The 25070-nt window shown below is 59.4% G+C and carries 23 protein-coding genes; 12 read left to right on the top strand and 11 right to left on the bottom strand.

Going from position 1 to position 25070, the window contains the following annotated elements:
• Positions 1-57 precede the first annotated feature (57 nt).
• On the bottom strand, positions 58-1236 hold the full coding sequence (locus ACTG2S_RS14435; protein WP_439982698.1) for an MFS transporter: 1179 nt from the start codon (positions 1234-1236) through the stop codon (positions 58-60).
• 349 nt (positions 1237-1585) lie between these two features.
• Between ACTG2S_RS14435 and ACTG2S_RS14430 the strand changes: the two genes are divergently transcribed.
• Entirely contained in the window at positions 1586-2596 is a 1011-nt protein-coding gene (locus tag ACTG2S_RS14430; protein ID WP_439982696.1) for an HAD family hydrolase, read from the top strand.
• 141 nt (positions 2597-2737) lie between these two features.
• Here ACTG2S_RS14430 and dkgB read toward each other — a convergent pair whose 3' ends face one another.
• The 4 genes from dkgB to ACTG2S_RS14410 all read right to left on the bottom strand — a co-directional run bounded on the left by dkgB (position 2738) and on the right by ACTG2S_RS14410 (position 4923).
• Entirely contained in the window at positions 2738-3541 is an 804-nt protein-coding gene (dkgB, locus tag ACTG2S_RS14425) for a 2,5-didehydrogluconate reductase DkgB (RefSeq protein ID WP_274160256.1), read from the bottom strand.
• Between the two features lie 65 nt (positions 3542-3606).
• On the bottom strand, positions 3607-3903 hold the full coding sequence (locus ACTG2S_RS14420; protein WP_069526686.1) for a putative quinol monooxygenase: 297 nt from the start codon (positions 3901-3903) through the stop codon (positions 3607-3609).
• A gap of 340 nt (positions 3904-4243) precedes the next feature.
• Entirely contained in the window at positions 4244-4462 is a 219-nt protein-coding gene (locus ACTG2S_RS14415; RefSeq protein WP_439982693.1) for a hypothetical protein, read from the bottom strand.
• A gap of 56 nt (positions 4463-4518) precedes the next feature.
• A complete protein-coding gene (locus ACTG2S_RS14410) occupies positions 4519-4923 on the bottom strand; it encodes a DUF6404 family protein (protein ID WP_274160255.1) in 405 nt (134 codons plus the stop codon).
• A 191-nt stretch (positions 4924-5114) separates the two neighbouring features.
• On the opposite strand from ACTG2S_RS14410, the gene ACTG2S_RS14405 reads away from it, so the two are divergent.
• Positions 5115-6017 carry a LysR substrate-binding domain-containing protein gene (locus ACTG2S_RS14405; RefSeq protein ID WP_274160254.1) on the top strand — a complete coding sequence of 301 codons (903 nt, stop codon included), beginning with the start codon at positions 5115-5117 and terminating at the stop codon, positions 6015-6017.
• A 171-nt stretch (positions 6018-6188) separates the two neighbouring features.
• Here the strand turns inward: ACTG2S_RS14405 and ACTG2S_RS14400 are convergent, their stop codons facing one another.
• The 4 genes from ACTG2S_RS14400 to ACTG2S_RS14385 all read right to left on the bottom strand — a co-directional run bounded on the left by ACTG2S_RS14400 (position 6189) and on the right by ACTG2S_RS14385 (position 11225).
• A complete protein-coding gene (locus tag ACTG2S_RS14400; protein WP_019446771.1) occupies positions 6189-6422 on the bottom strand; it encodes a hypothetical protein in 234 nt (77 codons plus the stop codon).
• Positions 6423-6615: 193 nt separating this feature from the next.
• The gene (locus tag ACTG2S_RS14395) at positions 6616-8592 is read right to left on the bottom strand and encodes a methyl-accepting chemotaxis protein (protein ID WP_439982691.1); all 1977 of its coding nucleotides are present in this window, start codon (positions 8590-8592) and stop codon (positions 6616-6618) included.
• A gap of 227 nt (positions 8593-8819) precedes the next feature.
• Entirely contained in the window at positions 8820-10322 is a 1503-nt protein-coding gene (gene glpK, locus ACTG2S_RS14390; RefSeq protein WP_005337546.1) for a glycerol kinase GlpK, read from the bottom strand.
• A 54-nt stretch (positions 10323-10376) separates the two neighbouring features.
• Positions 10377-11225, bottom strand: a complete 849-nt coding sequence (locus ACTG2S_RS14385) for an MIP/aquaporin family protein (protein WP_005350866.1) — start codon at positions 11223-11225, stop codon at positions 10377-10379.
• A gap of 489 nt (positions 11226-11714) precedes the next feature.
• Between ACTG2S_RS14385 and glpT the strand changes: the two genes are divergently transcribed.
• From glpT to ACTG2S_RS14340, 9 genes are all read left to right on the top strand, one after another.
• Positions 11715-13073, top strand: coding sequence for a glycerol-3-phosphate transporter (glpT, locus tag ACTG2S_RS14380; protein WP_005337540.1), 1359 nt, complete (start codon positions 11715-11717; stop codon positions 13071-13073).
• A 102-nt stretch (positions 13074-13175) separates the two neighbouring features.
• Entirely contained in the window at positions 13176-13934 is a 759-nt protein-coding gene (locus tag ACTG2S_RS14375) for a DeoR/GlpR family transcriptional regulator (RefSeq protein ID WP_368166747.1), read from the top strand.
• A gap of 317 nt (positions 13935-14251) precedes the next feature.
• Positions 14252-15739: a glycerol-3-phosphate dehydrogenase gene (gene glpD / locus ACTG2S_RS14370; protein WP_005350869.1), complete on the top strand. Its 1488-nt coding sequence runs from the start codon at positions 14252-14254 to the stop codon at positions 15737-15739.
• Between the two features lie 106 nt (positions 15740-15845).
• Entirely contained in the window at positions 15846-16934 is a 1089-nt protein-coding gene (glpQ, locus tag ACTG2S_RS14365) for a glycerophosphodiester phosphodiesterase (protein ID WP_274160252.1), read from the top strand.
• 218 nt (positions 16935-17152) lie between these two features.
• The gene (gene eco, locus ACTG2S_RS14360) at positions 17153-17635 is read left to right on the top strand and encodes a serine protease inhibitor ecotin (RefSeq protein WP_005337529.1); all 483 of its coding nucleotides are present in this window, start codon (positions 17153-17155) and stop codon (positions 17633-17635) included.
• A gap of 298 nt (positions 17636-17933) precedes the next feature.
• Positions 17934-18305, top strand: coding sequence for a DUF413 domain-containing protein (locus tag ACTG2S_RS14355; protein WP_005350885.1), 372 nt, complete (start codon positions 17934-17936; stop codon positions 18303-18305).
• Positions 18305-19177, top strand: coding sequence for an HTH-type transcriptional regulator HdfR (gene hdfR, locus ACTG2S_RS14350; protein WP_204419214.1), 873 nt, complete (start codon positions 18305-18307; stop codon positions 19175-19177). Before ACTG2S_RS14355 ends, hdfR begins: the two co-directional genes overlap by 1 nt.
• Before the next feature lie 170 nt (positions 19178-19347).
• The gene (locus ACTG2S_RS14345) at positions 19348-20289 is read left to right on the top strand and encodes a hypothetical protein (RefSeq protein ID WP_439982689.1); all 942 of its coding nucleotides are present in this window, start codon (positions 19348-19350) and stop codon (positions 20287-20289) included.
• A gap of 145 nt (positions 20290-20434) precedes the next feature.
• Positions 20435-21625 carry an amino acid aminotransferase gene (locus ACTG2S_RS14340; protein ID WP_019446765.1) on the top strand — a complete coding sequence of 397 codons (1191 nt, stop codon included), beginning with the start codon at positions 20435-20437 and terminating at the stop codon, positions 21623-21625.
• A 116-nt stretch (positions 21626-21741) separates the two neighbouring features.
• On the opposite strand, the gene ACTG2S_RS14335 is transcribed toward ACTG2S_RS14340, so the two are convergent.
• Together ACTG2S_RS14335 and ACTG2S_RS14330 are read right to left on the bottom strand one after the other, a co-directional pair.
• Positions 21742-22245, bottom strand: a complete 504-nt coding sequence (locus ACTG2S_RS14335) for a DUF2062 domain-containing protein (protein WP_042081972.1) — start codon at positions 22243-22245, stop codon at positions 21742-21744.
• A complete protein-coding gene (locus ACTG2S_RS14330) occupies positions 22239-22757 on the bottom strand; it encodes a DUF2062 domain-containing protein (RefSeq protein WP_005350890.1) in 519 nt (172 codons plus the stop codon). The genes ACTG2S_RS14335 and ACTG2S_RS14330 overlap by 7 nt, the downstream gene beginning before the upstream one ends.
• A gap of 27 nt (positions 22758-22784) precedes the next feature.
• Between ACTG2S_RS14330 and ACTG2S_RS14325 the strand changes: the two genes are divergently transcribed.
• Positions 22785-24986, top strand: coding sequence for a DNA internalization-related competence protein ComEC/Rec2 (locus tag ACTG2S_RS14325; RefSeq protein WP_439982687.1), 2202 nt, complete (start codon positions 22785-22787; stop codon positions 24984-24986).
• Positions 24987-25070: the final 84 nt, after the last annotated feature.

Here is a 25070-nt window from a genome sequence, read left to right as displayed (position 1 = left end):
CCTGCCGCGCCGATTGCAGCAGGCGCCACGCCCTTGCGTGACGCCTGCTGGCGCAGCTTATGCCTGACAGGCAGCGAGCCGGAGGGCTTCACGGCGCTCGCTGACATGGGTCAACCCGTAGGCCAGCAGCACGATAAGGGCGCCGATCCAGGGGGTGTGCATCAGGCCGAGGTGCTCAACCACCAAGCCACCAACCACGGAGCCGAGCGCAATGCCGACGTTGAAGGCGGCGATATTGAGGCCCGATGCCACATCCACCGCCTTGGGGGTGTGCAGCTCGGCCTGCTTCACCACCAGTACCTGCAGACCCGGCACGTTGCCGAAGGCAAAGGCGCCCCACACCAGCACGGTGAGCACGGCCAGCACCGGATGGGGTGCGGTGAAGGTGAGGGCCAGCAGCACCAGCGCCAGACCGGCAAACAGCAGTTTCAGTGCGGGCAATGGGCCCATCTTGTCGGCCAGCTTGCCGCCCCAGATATTGCCGACGGCAACCGATACCCCGTACACCAGCAGGATCAGGCTCACCGCACCGGCGCTAAAGCCGCTCACCTGCTGCAGGATGGGGGCGAGGAAGGTGAAGGCCGTGAAGGCGCCGCCATAACCAAGGGCGGTTTTGGCGTAGACCAGCAGCAGCGGCTTTTTGGTCAGTACCGAGAGTTGCTCGCGGATGGTCGAGGCCGCCCCCTTGGGCAGGTTGCTCGGGATCAGCAGCAGGCTACCCACCATGGCGACCAAACCGAGCAGGCTTACCACCAGAAAGGTTTCACGCCAGCCAAAGACCTGACCAATCCAGGTGCCGAGCGGTACGCCGGTCACCAGCGCCACGGTAAGGCCGCTGAACATGATGGCGATGGCGCTCGCCGCCTTCTCTTTGGCCACAAGACCCGTGGCGATGGTGCTGCCCACCGAGAAGAAGACCCCGTGCGCCAATCCGGTGAGGATGCGGGCCACGACCAGGCTCTCGTAACCCGGGGCCTGCCAGGCCAGCAGGTTGCCGGCGGTAAAGAGTGCCATCAGCCCCACCAGCAACCACTTGCGCGGCACCTTGCCGGTCAGCGCCGTGAGCACGGGGGCACCGATGGCTACGCCAAGGGCATAGAGGCTGACCAACAGGCCCGCCGAGGGGAGCGAGACATTGAGCTGCTGGGCTATGGTGGGGATAAGCCCCACAATCACAAATTCGGTGGTGCCGATCGCAAAGGCACTCAGGGTAAGGACAAATAACGCCAGTGGCATAACAACTCCTTGGTTGGACTCCCGACGGGAGAATGGCGCCAGTATGCCGATGGGTTTTGTTGGCAAAAATGACGGTGACATCAAATTACTTTTGCCAAATAAGCAGCAATAACGCTGAGTGGGAGGGGGTTGTGTTGCCCACTGCGTGAGCGTAACGCAGTGATCTGCCTCGCAAAACGGGATGAACGCTGCTCCTTTTCTGAGCTTGCTTAAGCTCCAGTACAAGCTGGCAGCCATAGGATTTTCCCTGTGAAACCCGAGTGTGTTGAACCCATGTGCGCCGGTGTTGTGATGGCCGTGCGCTTTCATCTATAGGCAATAGACAGGCAATATCCAGCTGACAGGTAACATGATGACATTGAATCGACTCTCCTCTCTTTTGCTGCTGTGCGGCGCCTTTGCGGTACAGGCCGGCCAGAGCGATCCCCTCTCTGCCTGGAATGACACTGCGGCCAAGCAGGCGATCACCCGCTGGGTGACCAATGCCACCGATCAGCAGCAGGCCACTTTTATTCCGCCAGAGAAGCGCCATGTGGTGTTTGACAATGACGGCACCCTCTGGCCTGAAGCGCCCATGACCTATCAGCTGCAGTTTGCGATGGACGAGATCAAGCGCCTGGCGCCGGAACACCCGGAGTGGAAGGCCGACCCCATCGCTTCGGCAGTGCTGAACAACGACCTCAAGGCCGTGGCCAAATCGGGGGAGAAGGGGATCGCCAAGCTGGTGGGACTGACCCACAGCGGCATGACTACCACCGAGTTTGCCGAGCGGGTCACTCGCTGGATCAACAGCAGCAAGGATCCCCGTTTTGGCTGCCACTACGATCAGCTCGGTTATCTGCCGATGAAACAGCTGCTGGGGTATCTGCGGGATAATGGCTTCCAGACCTGGATTGTCTCCGGCGGCGGCGTCGATTTTATGCGGGTGATGTCCGAGCAGATGTATGGCATCCCGCCCCAGCAGGTGATTGGCTCCTTTACCCTCGGCGAGTTTGTCCTGACCGGGGAGGGCAGCGAGATCCGCAAGACCATGAACGGCGCCTATTTCGATGACAGCAAGGCGAAACCGGCCGCCATTCACCTCTTTATGGGGCAGCGTCCGGTCGGCGCCTTTGGTAACAGCGATGGCGACGTGCCCATGCTGCAATACACCTCGACTAACCCGGATTACCACACTTTTGGTCTGCTGGTGCACCACACCGATGCCAAGCGCGAATATGCCTACGACAGTCATCCGCCTGCCAGTGGCAAACTGATCGATGGGCTGGTGCAGGCAAAAGCACGGGGTTGGGTGGTGGTCGATATGAAATCAGACTGGAAGCAAGTGTTCGATCCCGCCCTTTGCCAGAACGCGCCCTGATTGCGGGGCTGCATCTGGCATCAATATGGCGGTTGGACGTTCAGCAAGCGCTGCAAAGCGTGAGGCAAGAAAAGAGACAGGGAGAGCATGATGCTCTCCCTGTTTTATCTGGCTTGCTGGCGAGCCAGCCTTTCTTTCGCGTCAGTCCCATGCGGGGGCAAAGTCGGGATTGGCGCAGCGCTCGCCCCGATCCAGCGTGGCGATGGCGGCCATCTCCTCGCTGCTCAAGGTGATATCGAGAGCGGCCAGATTGGCGGCCTGATTCTCCCGCTTGGTGGAGCTCGGGATCACTGTCATCTCCTGCGCCAGCAGCCAGGCCAGCGACACCTGCGCCGCCGATACCCCGTGGCGCTTGCCAATCTCCATCAAGAGCGGCTCGGCGAGCACCTTGCCATAGGCGAGCGGCATATAGGCGGTGACGGCGATACCCTGGGCTTTACAGAACTCGACCACCTTGCGGTTTTGCAGCAGGGGATGAACCTCGATCTGCTGGTGAGCGATGGCCCCTGGCCCCAAAATCTCGATAGCCTGTTTGAGCTGGGCCACGGTGAAGTTGGAGACCCCGATCTCCCGGGTCAGGCCTTGTGTTTTGGCCTCGGCCAGCTGCTCCAGATAGACTACCATCGGCACCTCATCCTTGGGGGAGGGCCAGTGGATCAGCGCCAGATCCAGATAGTCGGTGCCCAGTTTTTCCAGGCTCACCTCAAGGCTCGGGATCAGCTTGCCCGGGCCAAACTCGCTGGTCCACACCTTGGTGGTCAGGTAGATCTCGTGACGGGCAACAGTGCTGCGGGTCAGCACGTCGCCGACCTCGGCTTCGTTGTCATAGATCTGGGCGGTATCGATATGGCGATAGCCCAGCTCCAGACCGTTGGTCAGGGTGGCAAGCAGCGGCTCGCCCTTCAGGCGGAAGGTGCCCAGACCCATGGGTGGCATATTGATCATCTCGTTCCTCAATGGGGTGGTGGTTGGCCCTTGACGGGCTGAATGGTAAGCGGCGTAAGGGCCAGTCAGGCGCCCAGCGGCTGATAGCGGCGAATGGTGCTGCTGGCAAACCAGGGCTCGGCCTTGGCGACAAATTCGGTAAAGTGGGGCTGCCCCTGATGGGCAGTGAGGGCCGCTTCGCTCTCCCACACTTCGTAGAGCATCCAGCTGTTTGGATTGTCCAAGTCCTGATGCAGCTGATAGCGTTGGCAGCCCGCCTCTTGCAAGGTGGCCGCAATCAGTGGCTCAAGGGCGGCGCGAAACTGGGGGGCGAATTCGGGTTTGGCTTCAAGCTGGGCAATCACAATCACGGGTGATGACATCTGAGCCTCCTTGGCAAAAACGAAGGGTCAGTATGCCTGCCGTGACTTGCTGGAAACAGGGCGCTGGTCGCAAAACAGTATTGGGGGGAGAGCAGCAATAGCAGTAGTGAGAAATTTTTATGAATGATTGTCTGAATTTGTAGTCAACACCCCTGTTTCTGCATGAGTCACCAGCTCACCTTCGCTGATTGCGCGTTCAATGGCAAACCACCTAAAACCCGCAAAGAGATATTACTGGCCCGTATGGACGCTTTGATCCACTGCTTATCTCACAGTGAGGGCACAACTGTGAGATCATCTGGTGAACTACTTGATTGAACGTCCAAGCTATGGCCAATCACTACAAGGCTGCCATGATGGCCGGATGAAGCTTTTTTGCGATCACCATGCCAAGGAAAATGGAGGCAAATAGAGGGAGAGGATCCCAGCTTCGTCGATAGCTGCGCCAGTTGCCATTGTGGTGGCGGAAAAGCCTGTAGGCGAGAACCAAGAGGCCAATGGCGGTTTGGATGAGGTAGTTAATTGAAAAGCTGATAAAAAATTTAACGAAATCTGGCAAGGTGAGAGTCCGAGTCTGTGAAAGTGTGCTCTTCAGAGCCTGTATTGCACCCAGTTTCAATCGGCAGCAGGAGCTTTAACCTTCTTCTCTGTGCCTTCACTGATGTGCTGGTGCTTCAACTGCTCCCATGGGGTCAATCCAAGCTGCCGGCGCTTGAGCCAGAGTCCAATTAAGGTGAAAAGACCAAATACGCCAGCGAACATGGCTGTGTTGAACAGGGCTGATAAAAGATCCCTTCCCTCTGGATGCCAGACGAATGTCCACATAATCAGACCCCATAACGGCGCAATAGAGAGGCCGGAACAGAGGAAATTGGTAAGCCAGCCCGCGTAATAAGGCGGCTTGACGGGGACGCCGAGTTTACGCAGCAATTTGAACAGCCACGGATTGTAGTGAAATTCCTTGAGGCAACTGTCAGCCAGTAGTTGATGGGCAATAGCCAGCCGTTCTTCAAACTCCATTAATGTATCTCCTTGATAACATGGCTTCATACGATTCCTTTTGATTGCATTCTACTGATTAAACAGGATGAGAGATAGTGATTCTCTCTGGTTATTTCTCTTCGAAAAACAAGATCGTCTCTCTGAGCACGCTTGCCAATCCACAGCGGCTGCGCCTATAAAGACCCATTACTCTTGTCCGGATAACAGCAATGAAGACCCATTCTGATGAGCTGACCCTGTTTGTGGCGGTGGTGGAGGCGGGCAGTTTTCGCCAGGCGGCGGAGAACCTCGGCATGGATAACTCTGTGGTGAGTCGCGGTATCAAGCGGCTGGAGGAGAAGCTCTCCACCGTGCTGCTCAATCGCACCACCCGCCGGGTCAGCCTGACCGAGGAGGGGAGCTGGTTCTATCAGCGGGCGGTGAAGATCCTGACCGAGATGAGCGAGGCGGAGGGGCATCTGCTGATGCGCCGGGAACAACCCGAAGGGGTGTTGAGAGTCGATGCGGCCACCCCCTTTATCCTGCACCGGCTGGTGCCGATCATCGGCGAGTTTCGCCGCCGCTACCCTGCCATCGAGTTGCAGCTGCACAGCTCGGAGGGCTTTATCAATCTGATGGAGCGGCGGGTGGACATGGCCATCCGCATCGGCGAGCTGACCGACTCCTCCCTGCGCGCGCTGCCCCTTGGCCGTTCGCGGCTGCGGCTGCTGGCCTCTCCCGGCTATTTGAGCGAGCGCGGCACCCCGCGCCAACCGGCGGATCTGCTGAGCGGTCACGAGCTGCTCGGCTTTTTGCATCCCGATCACCTCAACCACTGGCCGCTGCTCAGTGCCGAGCAGGGGGATCGCTTTGCCATTACCCCCAGCCTGCGAGCCAGCAGCGGCGAAACCTTGCGTCAGCTGGCGTTGGCGGGGCAGGGGATCGTCTGTCTGTCAGATTTCATGACCGGGCCGGATCGGGAGAGCGGCGCGCTGGTGGAGGTGCTGGCCCGCAGTAACAGCGGCGCCTCGCGCCCCATCAATGCAGTCTTCTACTCCGATGCCCAGCGGGATATCCGACTGCGGGTCTGGCTCGATTTTCTCAAAGAGCAGTTGGGCAGCTATACCCTGTAGTTCAGGTTGGTTTGTGCGGTTTGTTTGAACGGTTCGTCGCTGCGGTTTGCTTGGCGAAGAACAAGCCGAGCCTTCGTTGCGGCCAATCAGCATTAGCTAGGTGGCAGATAAACAGACGGCCGACTTGAGGGTCGGCCGCCGGTTCGGGAAGGTGTGTGAGCTGAAGCGCAGTTAGCGGGGCAGTTTGCCCCATACCCGGCTGAGCAGGGCGCCGCCGATCACCGGTGGAATGGCCAGCAGCAGGGTCCACTGCCAGGAGAGGCCGCCGACGGTGGCGGCCAGTACGATGCAGGTGAGCACCACCAGTTGGGCCACCATCATCAGGAAGGTGCCTTCGCGGGGGGTCAGTGTCTCTTTTTGAGTGGCGACGTGGGCTACGGGCGCTTGATTGGTGGTCGGTTTCATGGCGATATCCCTCTGTTGAGTCTGATATCACTAAGCAATGGCCATTCCACATTTTTTCATGTTAATTATCAATGCCTTGCGATTTTTGTCGTCATTCCCGTTTCGAGAGCGCAGGCAAAATGATTTGCAAAATGAAAACGCCACCCTGTGGTGGCGTCTTGGTTATTGAGAGGGAGAGAGGGAAGCGCCGGGCCTAGCCAATCCGGTATTGGCGGATCTGCTCGTCGATGGCTTTGGCCAGTTCGAACAGTTCGCGGCTGGCGGCATTGCTCTCCTGCGCGTGTTCCCGCTGGTGTTCGGCCACCATGGCCAGCTCGTCAAGCGCAGTTCTGGCTTGCCCCATCTGTTGATTCTGCGCCTGCGCCAGTAAGCTGATCTCGTTGATCTCGAGGGCGGTCTGGTTGATTTGGCTGGTGGCATCCACCAGCACCTCTCTGGCCTGATGCATCCGGTTGTATCCCTCTTCGCTCAGGTTGCGGGAGTCTGCCATCGAGCTGCTGGCCTGCCGGGTTCCCTCCTGCAGGCGCAAGATAAGATCCTGCACATCCTTGGTGGCGGTCTGGGTACGCACCGCCAGCTGGCGTACCTCGTCGGCCACCACCGCAAAGCCCCGTCCCATATCCCCCGCACGGGCCGCTTCGATGGCCGCATTGAGGGCCAGCAGGTTGGTCTGGTTCGAGACATCGCGGATGAGATTCATGATCTGGGTAATGTTGTTGCTGTCTTTCACCACCTCATCGAGCAGCGCCGAGGAGCTGCCGATGCTGCTGCGCAAGCTGTCGAGTTGCGCGGCGCTCTGGGTCACATCCTGCTCGATGCTGAGCATATGGTTGGCGATGCGTTGGGTTACGTCGTTGACCCCTTCAGAGCGGCTGGCGATCTGCTCGGCGTTGTCGCCGATGGTGGTGACCACAGTGGTCAGCTCCTGAATGCTCTGGGCCTGCTGGCATGCTTCTCCTGCCAGTGCCTGGGCCTGTTGCATGGATTGGGACGACTGCGCGGAGAGGGCGCTGCCTGACTGCTGGAAGCGGGAGAAGCTCTGGTTCAGGCTCAGGATCAGCTGATTGAAACTCTGGGCCATCATGCCCAGCTCCGACTCGTCAGAGAAGTCGAGGCGGGTCGCCAGATCCCGATCGGCGGTGATGTGATGCATGCCATCGGCTGCCTGACGAATCGGGCGACTGATGGAGTGAGCCAGCCAGGCGGAGGCCAGCATGGCGATCCCGCCGATGGCGAGCGATACCATGATGATGAGCTGGCGGGATTCCTGCAGGCCCTCTTCCAGCTCGGCGCTGTTGATCTCGCCAATCAGCAGCCGGTTAAGGGTGGGGATGTAACGTACCGCGATGAGGTAGGTTTGCCCCTCCAGTGTTAGCGCCTCTACGGCCACCTGTTCCCGGGCATTGGGAATAAGCCGTTTGACGGTATCGAGGAAGGATTGCTGGTGGTGGGCGGCCCCCTCCACCTCCTGCTCGGGGTGGATCTCGATATTGCCCTCCATGTCCGCCAGATAGACCTGACCGCTCTTGCCGATCCGGTAGCCGCTAATGAGCTTGCTCAGGGCACTCATGTCGATGGAGGTACCTGCCACCGCCAGGGTCTTGCCCTCGTGGGTGACGGCGGTGTTGATATAGAGGGAGGCGCGCTTGTCAAAATCCGAGATGTCGAGGTTCAGCTCATAGGGTTTGCTGCGTTTGAGAAAGCCGAAAAACCACCCATCTTTCGGGTCTGATTCGCTCAGCGATTTCTGGGCGATGGGGCCGCCGCTGAAGTTGATCAGGGTGTTGCTCTGGCGGGGGGCGATAAAGACGTTGCCGCCGATCCGCCGTTGCAGATCCTCAAAGTAGCGCTCCATGGCGGGCCACTCTTGTTCTGGCATGCCAGCGGTCAGCCAGTCGATGACAAAACGGTTGCTGGCCAGCGCCTGCGCCTCGGTCAGGTGCTGGATAAGCTGCGCTGTCAGCTGGTTGGCAATGCGATCCACACTGCTTGGCAGCTCGTAGCGTTCGACCCGCTGCTGGGCCTGACTGTGGGATATCTGCTCGAGGATCAAGGTGATGCAGCTGATGGCGATGGCCATCAGTATCGCTACGCCAGCGAGGATCCGGGTGCGGATCCCGAGCCCTGACCAGAGTGAGTGCAGTGTAAAACGGTGTATCACCCTCTCCATATCGCTCTCCTCATAAATAAGGTCGCATATGCGACCCAGATGATGATTATAGATAGATAACTCAATTGCGTTGTGGTGGATGATGACAACAGAGGGCGGCAGAAAAACAGGAGGGAGCAATGAGCGGGGAAGGGGGGCAGAAAGCGGCAAGGGAAAGCATAAAAAGAGAGGCCGACATAGCGGTCGGCCTCTTGGGTGTTTATCTCAACGGAATGTCGGGTGCCCGATCAATCCTCTTCAGCCCAACGGCGTGAACGCTCAACCGCTTTTTGCCAGCCGCTGTAACGTTTGGCGCGATCGTCTCTGTCCATCTGCGGGATGAACTCGCGGTCCACGCTGAATTTGTCTTCCAGCTCGTCCGAGCTCTTCCAGAAGCCGACTGCCAGACCTGCCAGGAAGGCGGCGCCCATGGCGGTAGTCTCGATGCGGGTCGGACGTACCACCGGGGTGTGCATCATGTCAGCCTGGAACTGCATCAGGAAGTCGTTGGCTACGGCGCCGCCGTCTACTTTCAGCGCTGCCAGCTTGATGCCGGAGTCCTGCTGCATGGCATCCAGCACATCGCGGCTCTGATAGGCGATGGATTCCAGCGCTGCACGGATGATGTGGTTGCGGTTGGCGCCACGGGTCAGGCCGACCATGGTGCCGCGAGCATACGGATCCCAGTAGGGCGCACCCAGACCGACGAAGGCAGGCACCAGATAGACGCCGTTGGTGTCACCCACCTTGGAGGCGAAGTAGTCGGTATCGCGGGCATCGTGAATGATCTTCAGCTCGTCACGCAGCCACTGGATGGTGGCGCCGCCCATGAACACTGCACCTTCCAGCGCGTAGTTCACTTCCCCTTTCGGGCCGATGGCAACGGTAGTCAGCAGGCCGTTGCTGGAGCGAACCGGCTCGGTGCCGGTGTTCATCAGCATGAAGCAGCCGGTGCCGTAGGTGTTCTTGGCCATCCCTTTTTCAAAGCAGAGCTGGCCGAACAGGGCAGACTGCTGGTCACCGGCAATACCGGCGATGGGGATGCGGGAGCCGCCGCCACGGGTGGTGTAGCCATAGACCTCGGAAGATGGTTTCACTTCCGGCAGCATTGACATGGGGATGCCCAGCTCGTCCAGCATCTTCTCGTCCCACTTCAGCTCGCGGATGTTGTAGAGCATGGTACGGGAGGCGTTGGTCGGGTCGGTGACGTGCACTTCGCCATTGGTCATCTTCCAGACCAGCCAGGTATCGATGGTGCCGAACAGCAGCTCACCGTTCATCGCTTTCTCGCGGGCACCTTCCACATTGTCGAGGATCCACTTCACCTTGGTACCGGAGAAGTAGGCATCCAGCACCAGACCTGTGTTTTCGCGAACGTACTCTTCCAGACCGCGCGCTTTCAGCTCTTCGCAGATGGCGGCGGTGCGGCGGCACTGCCAGACGATGGCGTTGTAGATGGGCTTGCCGGTGGCCTTTTCCCATACCACTGTGGTTTCACGCTGGTTGGTGATACCGATGGCGGCGATCTCTTCGCTGCGCAGGCCGGTCTTGGCCAGCACTTCGGTAAAGACGGAGGATTGGGTCGCCCAGATCTCCATCGGGTCGTGCTCTACCCAGCCCGCTTTCGGGTAGTGCTGGGTGAATTCGCGCTGGGAGGTACCGACAATGTTGGCATCCTGATCAAACACGATGGCGCGGGAAGAGGTGGTTCCCTGGTCCAGAGCGACGACATATTTCTTTTCAGCAGACATGATGTTCTCCACGTTTCTATTTTCCACGTTTTTATACGTTGGAGGGGGCCGCTCTTATGCGGCAGCCTCTTCTTTGGCGGTTTGGGTCGCTTGCTCGGTGGTGACGACACGGTTGCCCGGGACGCAGGGAGCCAGCACTTTGACATACAGAGCGGTACCAATCTGGGCGCCAACGATGGGGCCAAGGATCGGAACCCAGAAGTAGGGGTTGTCACGACCACCGGTCAGGGCAACATCACCCCAGCCAGCAAAGAACGCGAACAGTTTCGGACCAAAGTCACGGGCCGGGTTCATGGCAAAACCGGTTAACGGGCCAAGGGAGGCGCCGATCACCGCGATCAGGATACCGATCAGCAGAGCGGCTGCGAAACCTTTGGGAGCGCCGTTGTTGTTGTCACCCAGCGCCATGATGCCCAGCATCAGGACGGCGGTGATCACCAACTCGACGGCAAAAGCTTGCATATTGGTCAGCAGGGCATTGGGGTAGGTGGAGAAGATCCCGGCGGTGCCGAGGCTCTCGACGCTGCCGCGCACCACGTTATGGGTCACTTCCCACTGGGTGAAAAGGTTACCATAAAGGAAATAGACAAGGGCGGCGAAGCAGAAGGCACCGGCCATCTGGGCGATGATGTAGGGTACCACTTTGCGCTTGTCGAACCCGCAGAAGGTCATCAGCGCCAGGGTTACAGCCGGGTTGAGGTGGGCACCTGAAATGCCGCCGGTCACATAGATGGCGATGGCCACACCCAGACCCCAGGTAATGGAGATTTCCCACTGCCCGAAGTTGGCGCCTGCCAGCACCAGTGCCGCCACACATCCGACGCCGAAAAATATCAGCAGGCCGGTTCCGATAAACTCGGCGATGCACTCGCCAAGCAGGGTATTGGGTCTTTGTATGCTCATACTTTTGTTCCTTATATCCACCCGTAGAGGTTTGATGTTCCGTTTTATCTTTTTGTGTCTATCCGTTGCTGCCGAAAACGTTTCCTTGTTGTTTTTGCGTCTTGCGCAAACGTTATGCTCGTTTGCGCTCGTTATCGGTCGTGACAGAAAATAACCCTTCCCAATAATTTCACCATCCCCCCTCCATAGGAAATGTGGACAAGATCCCACTCATTGCTAAGAAAATGTGACGTAAAGCATCTTGATTACCGCCAGTTACCACTTAGGGGGTAGCTCACAGCCCTTGCCACACAAGGGCTGGCGCTTGCTGAGTGATTTCTCATTTGGAGCTTTTATTTGTAATAAAACTGCAATATTTGAGCATGCATCACAGATTAAATGAGCGCATATGAGCACAATAGGCTCGCTTACGAATCAGCGGACTCACATGATTCGTCGGAATGGTCAGGGCATCCTCAACCGCCCATAACAACAATAAGGAAGCAGAACATGCTTAGTCTCTTCAGGCCTGCGGCGCACATCGACAGGCTCCCGGCTGACAAGGTCGACCCCTTCTACAAACGCATGCGTTGGCAGGTGTTTTTCGGGATCTTCTTCGGTTACGCCGGCTACTATCTGGTACGGAAAAACTTCAGTCTGGCGATGCCCTATCTGATCGAGCAGGGCTTCTCCCGTGGTGATCTCGGTTTCGCGCTCTCCGGGGTCTCCATCGCTTACGGTTTGTCCAAGTTCCTGATGGGGAACGTCTCCGACCGTTCCAACGCCCGTTACTTCCTCTCCGCCGGTCTGCTGCTCTCGGCTGCCATCATGTTCATGATGGGGACCATGCACTGGGCCACCTCCAGCATTGCCATCATGTTTGTGCTGTTGTTCCTGAACGGTTGGGCACAGGGCATGGGCTGGCCGCCCTGCGGTCGCACCATGGTGCACTGGTGGTCACAGAAAGAGCGCGGCGAAGTGGTTGCGGTCTGGAACGTGGCGCACAACGTGGGTGGCGGCATGATTGGCCCGCTGTTTATCCTCGGGATGGGCTGGTTCAACGACTGGCGCAGCGCCTTTTATGTGCCTGCGGCAGCGGCGGCCGCCATCGCGGTGATCGCCTTCTTCGTGATGCGTGATACCCCGCAATCGGTCGGTCTGCCTCCCATCGAGGAGTACAAGAACGACTATCCGAAGGATTACAACGAGAGCCACGAGCAGGAGTTCTCCGCCAAGGAGATCTTCGTCAAGTACGTGCTGCACAACAAACTGCTGTGGTACATCGCGATCGCCAACGCTTTCGTTTACCTCATTCGTTACGGTGTGCTGGACTGGGCGCCAACCTACCTGAAAGAGGCCAAGCACTTCACCGTCGACAACTCCTCCTGGGCTTACTTCCTCTACGAGTGGGCCGGTATTCCGGGCACCCTGCTGTGTGGCTGGATCTCTGACAAGATGTTCCAGGGCCGCCGTGCCCCGGCCGGTATCCTGTTCATGGTGCTGGTGACCCTGGCTGTGCTGGTTTACTGGTTCAACCCGGCCGGCAACCCGACCATCGACATGATGGCACTGGTGGCTATCGGCTTCCTGATCTACGGCCCTGTCATGCTGATCGGCCTCTATGCTCTTGAGCTGGCACCGAAGAAAGCCGCCGGTACTGCGGCAGGTTTCACCGGTCTGTTCGGTTATCTGGGCGGCGCCGTGGCAGCCAACGCCATGCTGGGTTATACCGTTGACCACTTCGGTTGGGATGGCGGCTTCATGGTGCTGACCGTCTCCTGCGTGCTCTCCATCATCCTGCTGGCGATGACCCTCAAGCATGAGAACATTGCCGTTGCGGCCAAGAAAGCGGCTGCCCATAAGGCATAAAACGTGATCCTCAGCTTATTGATCCCAAAGGGGATCAGGTAAACTGCCAAAAGGCCCCGCATCTGCCGGGGCCTTTTTTTGTCTCATCATCGGAGTGCAAGCGTGAAGCAAACCCAACGACATCTGGAGATCCTGGACGTCCTGACGCGGCAGGGATTTGTCTCGACCGACGATCTGGTGACCCACTTTGACGTCAGCCCCCAGACCATTCGCCGGGATCTGAACGATCTCGCCGAACAGAACAAGATCCGGCGCCATCACGGCGGTGCCTCCCTGCATTCGAGTACCGTCAATACCGCCTACAGCGCCCGTAAAGTGATGCAACTCAAGGAGAAAGAGCGCATCGCCCGCGAGGTAGCGGCCAATATTCCCGACGGCTCATCGCTCTTTATCGACATAGGCACCACCACCGAGGCGATCGCCCGCGCCCTGCTCGATCACCGTGAGCTGCGCATCGTCACCAACAACCTCAACGTGGCCAGCATTTTGACGGCCAAGGATGACTTCACCGTCATCATTGCCGGTGGCGAGATCCGCAACCGCGATGGCGGCATCGTGGGGGAGGCGACCCGCGACTTTATCGGTCAGTTTCGCATGGACTATGGTGTCATCGGGATTTCGGGGATCGACAACGACGGCTCCCTGCTCGATTTCGACTATCACGAGGTGAAGATTGCCCAGGCCATCATCGCTCACTCCCGTCAGGTGTTCCTGGCCGCCGACCACACCAAGTTCGGCCGCAATGCCATGGTCAATCTGGGCAATCTCAGCCAGATCCACGCCCTCTTTACCGATCAGGAGCCACCGGAAAAGCTGACGCGATTGATGGCGCAACACCAGATCGTCTGCCACATCTGCTGACGGCGAAACACGCCAAGGCTGTGCCGGTCGCCCGTCAGGGCGGCCTCCTTTATCTTTATCTCCCCCAGTCCCGCACTCATCTCACCCCTTTATAGGTATTGCAAAAACCACTATTCAATCTGGTTTTTTTGGCTATTAACCCGCCGATGTTGGCCCGACGCCATTGGCTCCGCTGACCTGTTCCCTTTGCCACCTCTGGCGGGCTGTGGCGATCACACTTTCGCCATAAAATGTTCGTTTGTTGTATTTTCATGTTCTAAAATGAGCGAAATCAAACATTGCTGTTATAGCAATCATAAAAATGAAAGTAGGTGAACATGAGCGAACATTATGATCTGGTCGTCGTCGGTGGCGGCATCAACGGGGTCGGCATCGCAGCCGATGCGGCAGGACGGGGTCTGAAGGTTGCCCTGTTTGAGGCGCAAGATCTCGCCTCTGCCACCTCGTCCAACTCCAGCAAGCTGATCCACGGCGGTTTGCGCTATCTCGAGCATTACGAATTCCGGCTGGTGAAAGAGGCGTTGGCGGAACGGGAGGTGCTGCTCGGTATGGCGCCTCACATCGCCCGTCCCATGCGCTTTCGCTTGCCGCATCGTCCGCACCTGCGTCCGGCCTGGATGATCCGCGCCGGTCTGTTCCTCTATGACAATCTGGCCAAGCGCGACAAGCTCAAGGGGAGCTGTGGCGTGCGCTTCCTGCCGCAAGATGGGTTGACCGCGGGGATCAACAAGGGATTTGAATACTCGGATGCCTGGGTCGACGATGCCCGGCTGGTTGTGCTTAACGCCATGATGGCCCGTGACAAGGGGGCCGATGTGCAGACCCGCACCCGCTGTATCAAGGCGGTGCGCGGATCCAAACACTGGACGCTCACTTTGGAGCGGGAAGGGGGCGAGCAGTTCACCGTCACCTGCCGTGGTCTGGTCAATGCGGCGGGCCCCTGGGTCAAGACCTTCTATGACGAGAGCCTGCACGAGAAATCCCCCCGCGGCATTCGCCTTATTAAAGGCAGCCACATGATAGTGCCGCGCATCCATGAGCGCGAAGAGGCCTATATTCTGCAAAACGAAGACAACCGCATCGTCTTCGTCATCCCTTATCAGCAGGACTATTCCCTCATCGGCACCACGGATGTGGAGCATCACGGCAGCCCGAGGGAAGCGAAGATCAGCGAGGCTGAAATTACCTACCTGTGCAAGGTGGTCAACGCCCACTTCACTCGCCAAATTGCGCCGAAAGATGTGATCTGGACTTACGCCGGGGTGCGCCCGCTCTGTGACGACGAGTCAGATTCACCGCAGGCGGTGACCCGCGACTACACCCTCGAGCTCTCTGGCGAGTCTGACGGTGCGCCGCTCTTGTCGGTGTTTGGCGGCAAGCTCACCACCTATCGGAAGCTGGCGCAGGCCGCCTGCAACAAGCTCAAGCCCTGGTTCAGCCAGATGGGGGATGACTGGACGGCGACCAGCCGGCTGCCAGGTGGCGAGTTTGACTGCTCGGTACGCGAGCTGGCCCGCGCCTTTGCGCTGGAGTTTGACTGGCTCGATGATCGTAGCGCCCTGCGCATTGCCGAAGCTTATGGCGCCCATGCCCGTCTCTGGCTGAAAGAGGATCGCGGCATTCACTTCGGTGGCGGCCTCTACGAGTCGGAAGTGCGCTATCTCATCGAACGGGAGTGGGCCTGTTCACTGGACGATATCCTCTGGCGCCGCAGCAAGCTGGGGCTGCGCCTGAACGAGTCAGAGCAGCAGATGCTGCAGATCTGGCTCGACCAATACCATCAGGCTCTGCGCAAGGCGAGCTGATGAGTAACGGGGGGCAGTGCGCTGCTGCCCACCGCTCTCCACCGTAAATGTGCAACAAACCTCTGATAGAACAATTACCTACACACAATAATAAAGAGCATCACATATGAAAAAACTCGCCGTTTCCCTCATCGCCTTGAGCCTTGGGGCATCCCTCTCATTACCCGTGTTGGCTGCCGATGAAGGCAAGGTGGTGATCGCCCACCGTGGCGCTTCCGGCTACCTGCCCGAGCATACCCTGGAGTCCAAGGCGCTGGCCTATGGCATGGGGGCTGACTATCTGGAGCAGGATCTGGTGATGACCAAGGATGACCAGCTGGTGGTGATGCACGATCACTTCCTCGATGGCATCACCGATGTGGCGGCGCGCTTCCCCGGCCGTGCCCGTCCGGATGGCCGTTATTATGTGGTGGATTTCACCCTGGACGAGGTGCGCTCCCTGCGTATGACCGAGCCGTTCCAACTGGTGGATGGCAAGCAGGTACCGGTCTATCCGGCCCGCTTCCCGCTCTGGAAGTCAGACTTCAAGATCCACACCTTCCAGGAGGAGATCGAGATGATCCAGGGGCTCAACAAGAGCACCGGCAAGAACATCGGCATCTACCCGGAGATCAAGGCGCCCTGGCTGTTCCGTCACGAAGGCAAGGATATCTCCAAGGCGGTGCTGAAGGTGCTCAAGGAGTACGGCTACACCGGGAAGGATGACAAGGTCTATCTGCAGTGCTTCGATGCCGATGAACTCAAGCGCATCAACAGCGAGCTGATGCCCGCCATGGGTCTGGATCTGAAACTGGTGCAGCTGATGGCCGAGACCGACTGGAACGAGACCATGGTCTACGACGCCAAGGGCAAGGCGACCCCCTACAACTATGACTGGATGTTCAAGCCGGGAGCGATGAAAACCATCGCCAGCTATGCCGAAGGAATTGGCCCGTGGAAACCGATGATCGTCACCGAGCCGGGCACTTTGGGCAAACCGGTCTTCACCGGCATGGTAAAAGAAGCCCATGCGGCGGGCCTGAAAGTTCACCCCTATACCTTCCGTCAGGATGAGGGGCAGATCCCGGCCTATGCCAAGGACTTCACCGATCTCCTTAATATCTTCCTCTATCAGGCCGATGTGGATGGGGTGTTCAGCGACTTCCCCGACAAGGCGGTCGCCGTCATCAAGGCCCATCAAGAGGCGGCCAAATAGCACTCTGGCGCCATTTGAATTCAAAGCGAGGCCAATTGGCCTCGTTTTTTGTTTCAGGCTCTTGCAACGGGAGTGTGCGCCCTGTCAGAAAATAGCCAGATCACGTCATGGTGTGCCGGATCTGCATCATTTTACGCAGTTTTTACGTAGCAGATCGCTGGCATGAAATCGGCAGAGCGGTTAGTCTAGCGGCGTTGAACCAACCCCATGAGGTACAGATGAAAACCGTATTGCGTTTTAGCCTGCTGGGCGCCTTGTTGCTGGGTGGCCATGCCTTCGCCGCCGAGCCGAAAAAATTTGATATCAGCATGTTCCCAGCCGCTGACGTGAATCAGGAACGTGTGGTGATCCGCCTGCCTGAAGTCGAAAAAGAAGCCGACATGATGGTCGAGCTGCAGGTCGGCAAAAAGATGATGGTTGATTGCAACGTACCGCGTTTTGCAGGCAACCTGGAACAGCACAGCGTCAAAGGCTGGGGCTACAACTACCTGAAACTGGGCAAAGTCTCCGACCCCATCAGCACCCTGATGATGTGCCCGGATAACCAGCAGAAAGAGACCTTCGTCCAGATCTACGGTCAGGGCTTCTTCGTGAACTACAACTCAAAACTGCCGTTCGTGATCTACGTGCCGCAGGAGTATGAAGTGCGCTACCGTCTGTGGCGTGCCGACAACCTGGCCCAACCGGCCATGATTGAGTAAGCATGTTTGAACCAAAGGTTCAGCTGGTTCACCTGATGTGATAAATAAAGCGCCGTATGGCGCTTTATTTTTGCCTGCACAGTCCAAAAAGTGACGTGCAAATTGGCTGCACGTTTACATAAGTTTATTATTTATCAACGTTTTTTGTGTGTTATGCCACAAAATCGGCGTCAGCGATGGGGCAAAGCGACTTCGATAAAAGATATTTATTAACATAGTGAGAAAATTGATTTTGCACTCGGCGATGGCCTGATGATACTTGCCCGCAAAGGTCAAACTAACCAGAAAAAAGAGCACTATGAGCTTCGAATCAGACAAGCGTTTCAACGACTTCAAACATTTTCCCCGTGGCCTGCGTCGCAGTGGCGAATTCACTGTGGCCGAAGCGGACAGTCTGGAAAAGTATGGTACCGCCATGCTGGCACTCTACCAGGGCAACCTTGCACCCCGTGACGATGTCGAGTCCGCCTTCGTCGAACAGGTCAAATCCGGCGAAGCCGGTGCCAACCCCCATGCCAAGGTGTGGTTCAAATACCTCAAGGTGATCGGTCCCAAGCGCGTTCATCGCCTCTGCACCGTCGTTGGCGGCGCCAGCGAAGAGAGCAGCGGTGGCGGCAGCTTTGATGTCGGTGGTGGCAGCGGCGGTGGCAGTGACGAGTCTATCGATTAATGGATACCGAGCTGCTTCGGACCTTTATCGAGGTGAGCAAGACCCGGCACTTTGGCCGGGCTGCTGAAAATCTCTACCTGACCCAGTCGGCGGTGAGTTTCCGGATCCGCCAGCTAGAGCAGCAACTGGGTGTCAGTCTGTTTGCCCGTCATCGTAACAACATCCGCCTGACCGCCTCCGGTGAGCGTCTGCTGCCATACGCAGACGCCATCTTGCACACCCTTGGTCGTGCCAAGCAGGATGTGGCGCTCTCGCCGGGATTCAGCCAGCAGTTGGCCATCGGCGCGCCCGCGGTGTTCTGGGAGCTCGATTTCAACGACTGGCTCAATCACATCTATGCATTGGCGCCCGGTTTGGCGGTGCGGCTGGAAACTGCATCCCGCGAGCACCTCTGCCGCCAGTTGCTGGAGCGCTCCCTCGATCTGGCCCTGCTCTCCGAGCCCACCAAGATCGACGAGATTGCCCTGCATCCCATCGGTGAGCTGGTGTTCGAGCTGGTGAGCCGGGATCCGGCCGCCAATGCCGACAACCTGATGCAGATGCCGCACATCCACCTCGACTGGGGCACCAGCTTCGAGCCGCAACCCAGCCGCTTGCAGAGCCTGCAAAAGACCCCGGTGCTGCACTCCAGCTCCGCCAGCATGGCGTTGCAGTTCGTGCTGGCCAACGGTGGTGCTGCTTACCTGCCACGGCGGATGGTCAGCCCCTTCCTCGAGCAGGGGACGCTCCATCTGGTGGAGGGTGGCCAGCCGCTGAGCCGTCCGCTATATCTCGCCTATCTGGAGAAATCCGATCGCCGGGAGCTGATCGATCAGCTGCTGACCCTGCCACTGGGTTGGCACGACGCCGAGCTGCGTCTCAACGTCGAATAAGCATCGAGTGTTATCCAAGGAAGAGCCCGCCCCACGGTGGGCTCTTCTGTTTGGGGAAATTGCAGGGAGCGAGGTCACGTAATTGGCGCGGGAGGCTTGGCGTCATCGGTCTGTAACGGTACCTTTTCAGGCTGTTTATCCGATTGAGCACTGACAGGGATGGATTGTAATTGATCGACTTTAGTCACCCCGAATGGCGGGCGTTGGCGCAGCAGTTGCTGAGTCACTCACCAGTGGTGATCCGTGGCCGCCAGTGGCAACCGCTGGTGGGCCTGCTCAAGGATAACCAGCTGCTGCTCGCCCATGGCAGCCACAGCTATGAGCTCACCCCGGCCGGGCGGCGCTATCTCACCCGCGAGCTGATGCTGGCCGAGATCGCCACCGCGCCCCCCGAGCCCGAGGAGTGGTTGCATGCTCAGGGCTGGCAATTGGGGGAGCTGGTCAACGAACGGGTGCTGGCGGCGCTCTATCGCAAGAGCGAAGTGAACTTCACCCCCAACGAGCAGATTGATTTCGAGGACAAGGGGATCCGGCTCTGTGCCGATCAGCTGTTGCGCTTGCGCGCCGCCCAGCCGTTCAGCCTCTTTTTCAGCGGCGGCACCCTGATCGACGCAGCCCCCTGGTTGCAGGCGCTGGGGGAGGTGGCCCTACCCGATCGCACCCTGGCGGGTCTTGGCAAGATCCTGTGGGGGGAGGGGAGCATCGAGCGGGTGATCACCACAGACAGCGTCGGCGCTTTTGCCGAGCTGCCTCTTGAACCCGGCAGCTTGCTGGTGTGGGCTCCCCCATCGGCTCCCCTTGCCTTGCAGCAGGTGGTGGCCGCCTTGCCCCCCAATGTGTTGTGGAGTCATCTCACCGCCCTCGACCCTGCCGGGGTGGATCGGCTGCAGGCGCTGGCCCAGCGGCTGGGTCGTCCGGCCAGCTGGTGGTTGCCCCGTGATTTGGCTCCCATCCTCAGCGCGTATGCCCAGCCTTTGACTGAGGCTCGGCCCTGGGAGCCGAGCCGGATCCCCAAGTCATTGTTAGCAGTTTGTAGCGGTTTGGTTGAGTCCAATGGTGGCTTGTCTGCCGAGGTGTGCGCACTGGCGCCAGCGTGGCATGCCGTTGGTTGAAATTGGCCTGAAAGCGAGCCAAAAAGCGGTTTTCCCCCATTGAACGCGGTGATATAAATAGTTGACGAAGCGCTCGCCAGATGAGCGCTTTTGTTTATCAAGCCGCTTTGCCACCCAACGAACTCAACGGAATACAGGGAATACCATGTTTGAAAAGGTTGTTGCCGCCCCAGCGGATCCGATCCTGGGCCTGACCGAAGCCTTCCGCGCTGACTCTCGCAGCCACAAGATCAATCTGGGCGTAGGGATCTACAAGGACGAGTCCGGTGCCACCCCCATTCTTCACTGCGTCAAGAAAGCCGAGCAGAAGCTGCTGACCGACGAGAAGACCAAGAACTACCTCGGTATTGAAGGCAATATCGAATATGGCCGCATCGTGCAGCAACTGCTGTTCGGGCAGCACTCTGCGCTGGTTGCCAGCGGTCGCGCCAAGACCGCGCAAGCGCCGGGCGGTACCGGTGCCCTGCGTATCGCGGCCGAATTCGTGGTGCGCAACGGTCTGGCCAAGACCATCTGGATCTCCGATCCCACCTGGGCCAACCACGTCAGCGTGTTCCAGGCCGCGGGCCTGACCGTCAAGTGGTACAAGTACTACGACGCCGCGACCAAGGGGCTCGACTTTGCTGCCATGCAGGCCTCGCTGGCCGAAGTGCAGCCGGGTGAGCTGGTGCTGTTGCATGGTTGTTGCCACAACCCGACCGGTATCGACCCCACTAGCGATCAGTGGCGTGCGCTGGCCAAGCAGAGTGCTGCTGCCGGCTGGTTGCCGCTGTTTGACTTCGCCTATCAGGGTTTTGCCCGTGGTATCGAAGAGGATGCCGAAGGCCTGCGTATCTTCGCCGAGTGCCATGACGAGCTGCTGGTGGCGAGCTCTTTCTCCAAGAACTTCGGCCTCTATAACGAGCGGGTCGGCGCCTTCACGCTGGTCAGCGCGACCAAGGAGATCGCCGATGTGGCCTTCACTCAGGTCAAGACAGTGATCCGTGCCAACTACTCCAACCCGCCGTCACACGGCGCCGCTGTGGTCACCGCCGTGGTGAGCGATCCGGCTCTCTATGCCGAGTGGGTCGAAGAAGTGGCCGCCATGCGGGTGCGTATTCGCGAGATGCGCGAACTGCTGGTAGAGAAGCTGGCTGCCCTCGGCGTGAGCCAGGATTTCAGCTTTATCCGCGAGCAGAACGGCATGTTCTCCTTCTCCGGCCTCACCAAGGAGCAGGTGGAGCGCCTCAAGAGCGAATTTGCCATCTACATCGTCGGCTCAGGCCGGATCAGCGTGGCCGGTATTACCCGCGCCAATATCGATCCCCTGTGCGAGGCCATTGCCAAGGTGCTGTAATCGCATCGCCTGATGCTCTGGCACAATGCAGCACTATGCCATGAAAAAGCCCGTCACCTTGGTGACGGGCTTTTTTGATCGTCAACGGCTGATCGCCAAACAAGGGTAAGGGCGGCTCAGTGGTGGCGGGCACCTTGCCACAGCTTGCGCAGTTGCAGCAGCAGCGCGGTCAGGGCGCCGCCGCTCAGGGCGGTGAGTACCGCCAGCAGCAGGCTGCCGAGCAGGAAGGGGGGCACCAGGGTCGCAGCCTCCTGCTCCAGCCAGTGGAGGGTCCAGCTGAGGTGGAAAGGCTCCGGTGTCTGGTGCAGTACCAGACAACCGGTGCGATAGGCGTAGAGATACATGAATGGCAGGGTCAGCGGATTGTTGAACCAGACCGCCAGCAGTGCCAGCGGCAGGTTGAGGCTGAATGCCAGCGCCAGACCGACTGCGATGAGTGAGTGCATCGGGATGGGGAACCAGCAGGCGAAGATACCGGCCGCCACCGCGCCACTCAGGGCGCGAGTGCCCCCTTGCCAGAGGGCAGGGGCAAGCAGTCGCTCACCAAACAGGGCAAACCACTTCTGCTGGCGCAGGGTGTCGGGATCTAGCTTGAAGCGGGCAAACCAGCGACTCAGCATGGGCGGGCCATCTTGCGTTTTTGCCACTGGCGCACCGTGCTGATCCGCCAGAAGGTGCGGATCAGGGTGTAGCCGATAAGGGAACTGAGCAGTGCCAGGATCAGCGAGCCCAGCAACAGCGGCGGTGCCACTGTGCCCAGTACCGAGACCAGCCACTCCCAGGTGAATTCAATCTCTATCTGCTGCGCCGAATGTCCCAGCAACTGGCAACCCACCAGATAGGCACCATAGAGCAGGGGCGGCATGGTAAAGGGGTTGGAGAGCCAGACCAGCGCCACCGAGAGCGGCAGATTGACCCGGCACAGGATGGCGCCTCCGGCGGCCAGCAGCATCTGGCAGGGGAGCGGCACCCAGGCCATGAAGAGGCCCACCGCAAATGCCCCGGCGGCCGAGCGGCGGTTGAGGTGCCAGAGGTTGGCATCGAGCAGCAGTTTGCCGAACAGCCGCAGGTGCTTGTGTTCTTTCAGGGTTTGCTGATCGGGCATCCAGCGTTTAATGAGTCGTTTGGGCATATTGAAACCTTGCTAAATACTTGCTCCATGGATCTGCGTCTGTTGTCGTTTGCCCTGGGGGCAAGCTCCTCACTGCTCTGGCCATGGTTACCTTCACTCGCATGGGGGGGCCTGTTGCTGTCCCTGCTGATCCCCCTTGCATATTGCCGTGCCTGGCGGTGGCTGTTTCTCCTGCTCGGCATCCTCTGGATGCAGGCCAATCTTGCCTATCGGCTGGCCTGGCTGGAGCGGTTGGGCGATCAGACGAGCCACATGATAACCGCAGAGCTGCAAAGTGCAGAGCCCGAGGGGGATAAATTTGTCCGGCTGCTGCTGCGGGTGAGCACCCTCGACGAGCAACCGGTGACACCTGAGCCCCTGATCCGGGTCAATGCCTATCAGGCATTACCCGCCATGACGGTAGGCAGCCGGATCACCCTGGTGACCTCGTTGAAACCGGCTCACGGTCTTGCCAACGAGGCGGGGCTGGATGGGCGGCGTCTGCTGCTGGGCAAGGGGATCACCGCCACCGGCAATTTGCGCCGGATGATCGACATTCAACAGGCACCTGCGGGTTGGCGTGAACGTTGGTTGGGGGCCGCGACCGAGAGTTGGCGCCCACTTGATCATGCCCCCTTGCTGGTGGCGCTCACTTTTGGCGAGCAGAGCGGCATCACGGATGCCCAGTGGGAGCTGTTTCGCGGCAGCGGCCTGACCCATATCATCGCCATCTCAGGGCAACACATCGCGCTGGTGGCGGTGCTCGGGTGGTGGTTGGGCAGGTTGTTTGGTCTGCGCGGCGCCATCATCACCTCCCTGCTGTTTGCCGCCGTCTACAGCGCGTTGGCGGGGTTTGCGGTGGCGACCGAGCGGGCCCTGATCATGGTGCTGGTGTGGAGTGTGCTGCGCTGGAGCCGGCGGGAGTGGCCGGCCTGGCGCATCTGGCTGTGGGCCTTTGTGGTATTGACCCTCTGGGATCCCTTCGCCCTCTATTCGGCCGGCTTCTGGCTCTCGTTTCTGGCGGTGGCCATCTTGCTGCTGGTGGGATATGTCCACGACAAGCCGGGGCTCTGGCAGATCCAGCTCTGGTTGCTGCTCGGTCTGCTGCCGCTGCAACTGGCGTTGTTCGAGGGGATAGCGCCCCTTGCCATGGTGATCAACCTGCTGGCTGTGCCGCTCTTTTGTATCGCCATCATCCCGCTGGCGCTGATCGGTGTGCTGTTGGCGCCGCTATCCACCTCGCTTGCCTACGGCCTGTTCTGGCTGGCGGATCTGGGGCTCGGGTGGGTGCTGACGATCCTGAGCTGGCTTTCCGATCAACTGCAACTGTGGTGGCCACTGCCCGGCTGGTGGCTGCCACTCTGCACCCTGCTGTTGCTGCTCTGGTTCGCCGCGCAGTGGTGCCCGGCACGCGGGCTCTGGCTACCGGGTCTGTGTGCGCTGTTATTGGCGCTCTGGCCAACGCCTGCCCGCTGGCAACTGCGGGTGCTGGATGTGGGACAGGGGCTGGCGGTGCTGATCAGCAAGGGGGAGCGTGCCATCCTCTATGACACCGGCGATCGTTATCCCGGAGGCTACAACATGGCGGATGCGGTGATCCTGCCCCAGCTAAGCCATCTGGGGATCCGGGTGATTGATCGCCTCATCATCAGCCACAAGGATCGGGACCATGCCGGCAATCGCAAGCGACTGCTCAACGCCATGCCGGTGCGCCACGAGCTCTCCTCTTACCCCTTCAGTGAGGGAACAACGCTCTGCCAGCGTGGGCAACAGTGGCGCTGGCAGGGGCTCTCGTTTGCAGTGCTCTGGCCAGAACGCCCCGGTGGCGGGCGCAATAACGATGGCTGCGTGGTGCGTATCAGCGATGGGCAGCGCAGCGTGCTGCTCAGTGCCGATATCGAGCGGCAGGCCGAGCAACGGCTGGTGGCGCTGGAGGGAGAGGGGTTGGCCAGCACCTTGCTGGTGAGCCCCCATCATGGCAGTCGCACCTCCTCCACGCCCCCGTTTGTCGCGGCGGTGGCGGCAAAGGATGTGATCCACAGCGCCGGCTTTATGAATCAGTGGGGCTTTCCCCGTCCCGATGTGGTGGCCCGCTATCGGGATGCCCGCCAGTGGATCACCGGTCAGCAAGGGGCGATGCTGGTCGAACCCACCGCAGCGGGCTTGAGCGTCACCGCCGAGCGAGATCTGGGGCCCTGGTACCGGCGAAGTGGTGAGTGGTGGCGACCGCGAGTGTGGTTTGAGCAATAATCGGCCGTTTCTGCCGTGTAGGAATGCGATATAGGTGGCGGCGCTTGGTGTAAGCCTGCGCTTTGGCTAGAATAGCCCGTCATT

The organism is Aeromonas sp. 82P, from assembly GCF_051919365.1.
In the GTDB taxonomy this organism is placed as follows: Bacteria; Pseudomonadota; Gammaproteobacteria; order Enterobacterales; family Aeromonadaceae; genus Aeromonas; species Aeromonas veronii.
This window is presented reverse-complemented; position numbering and strand designations above follow the sequence as displayed.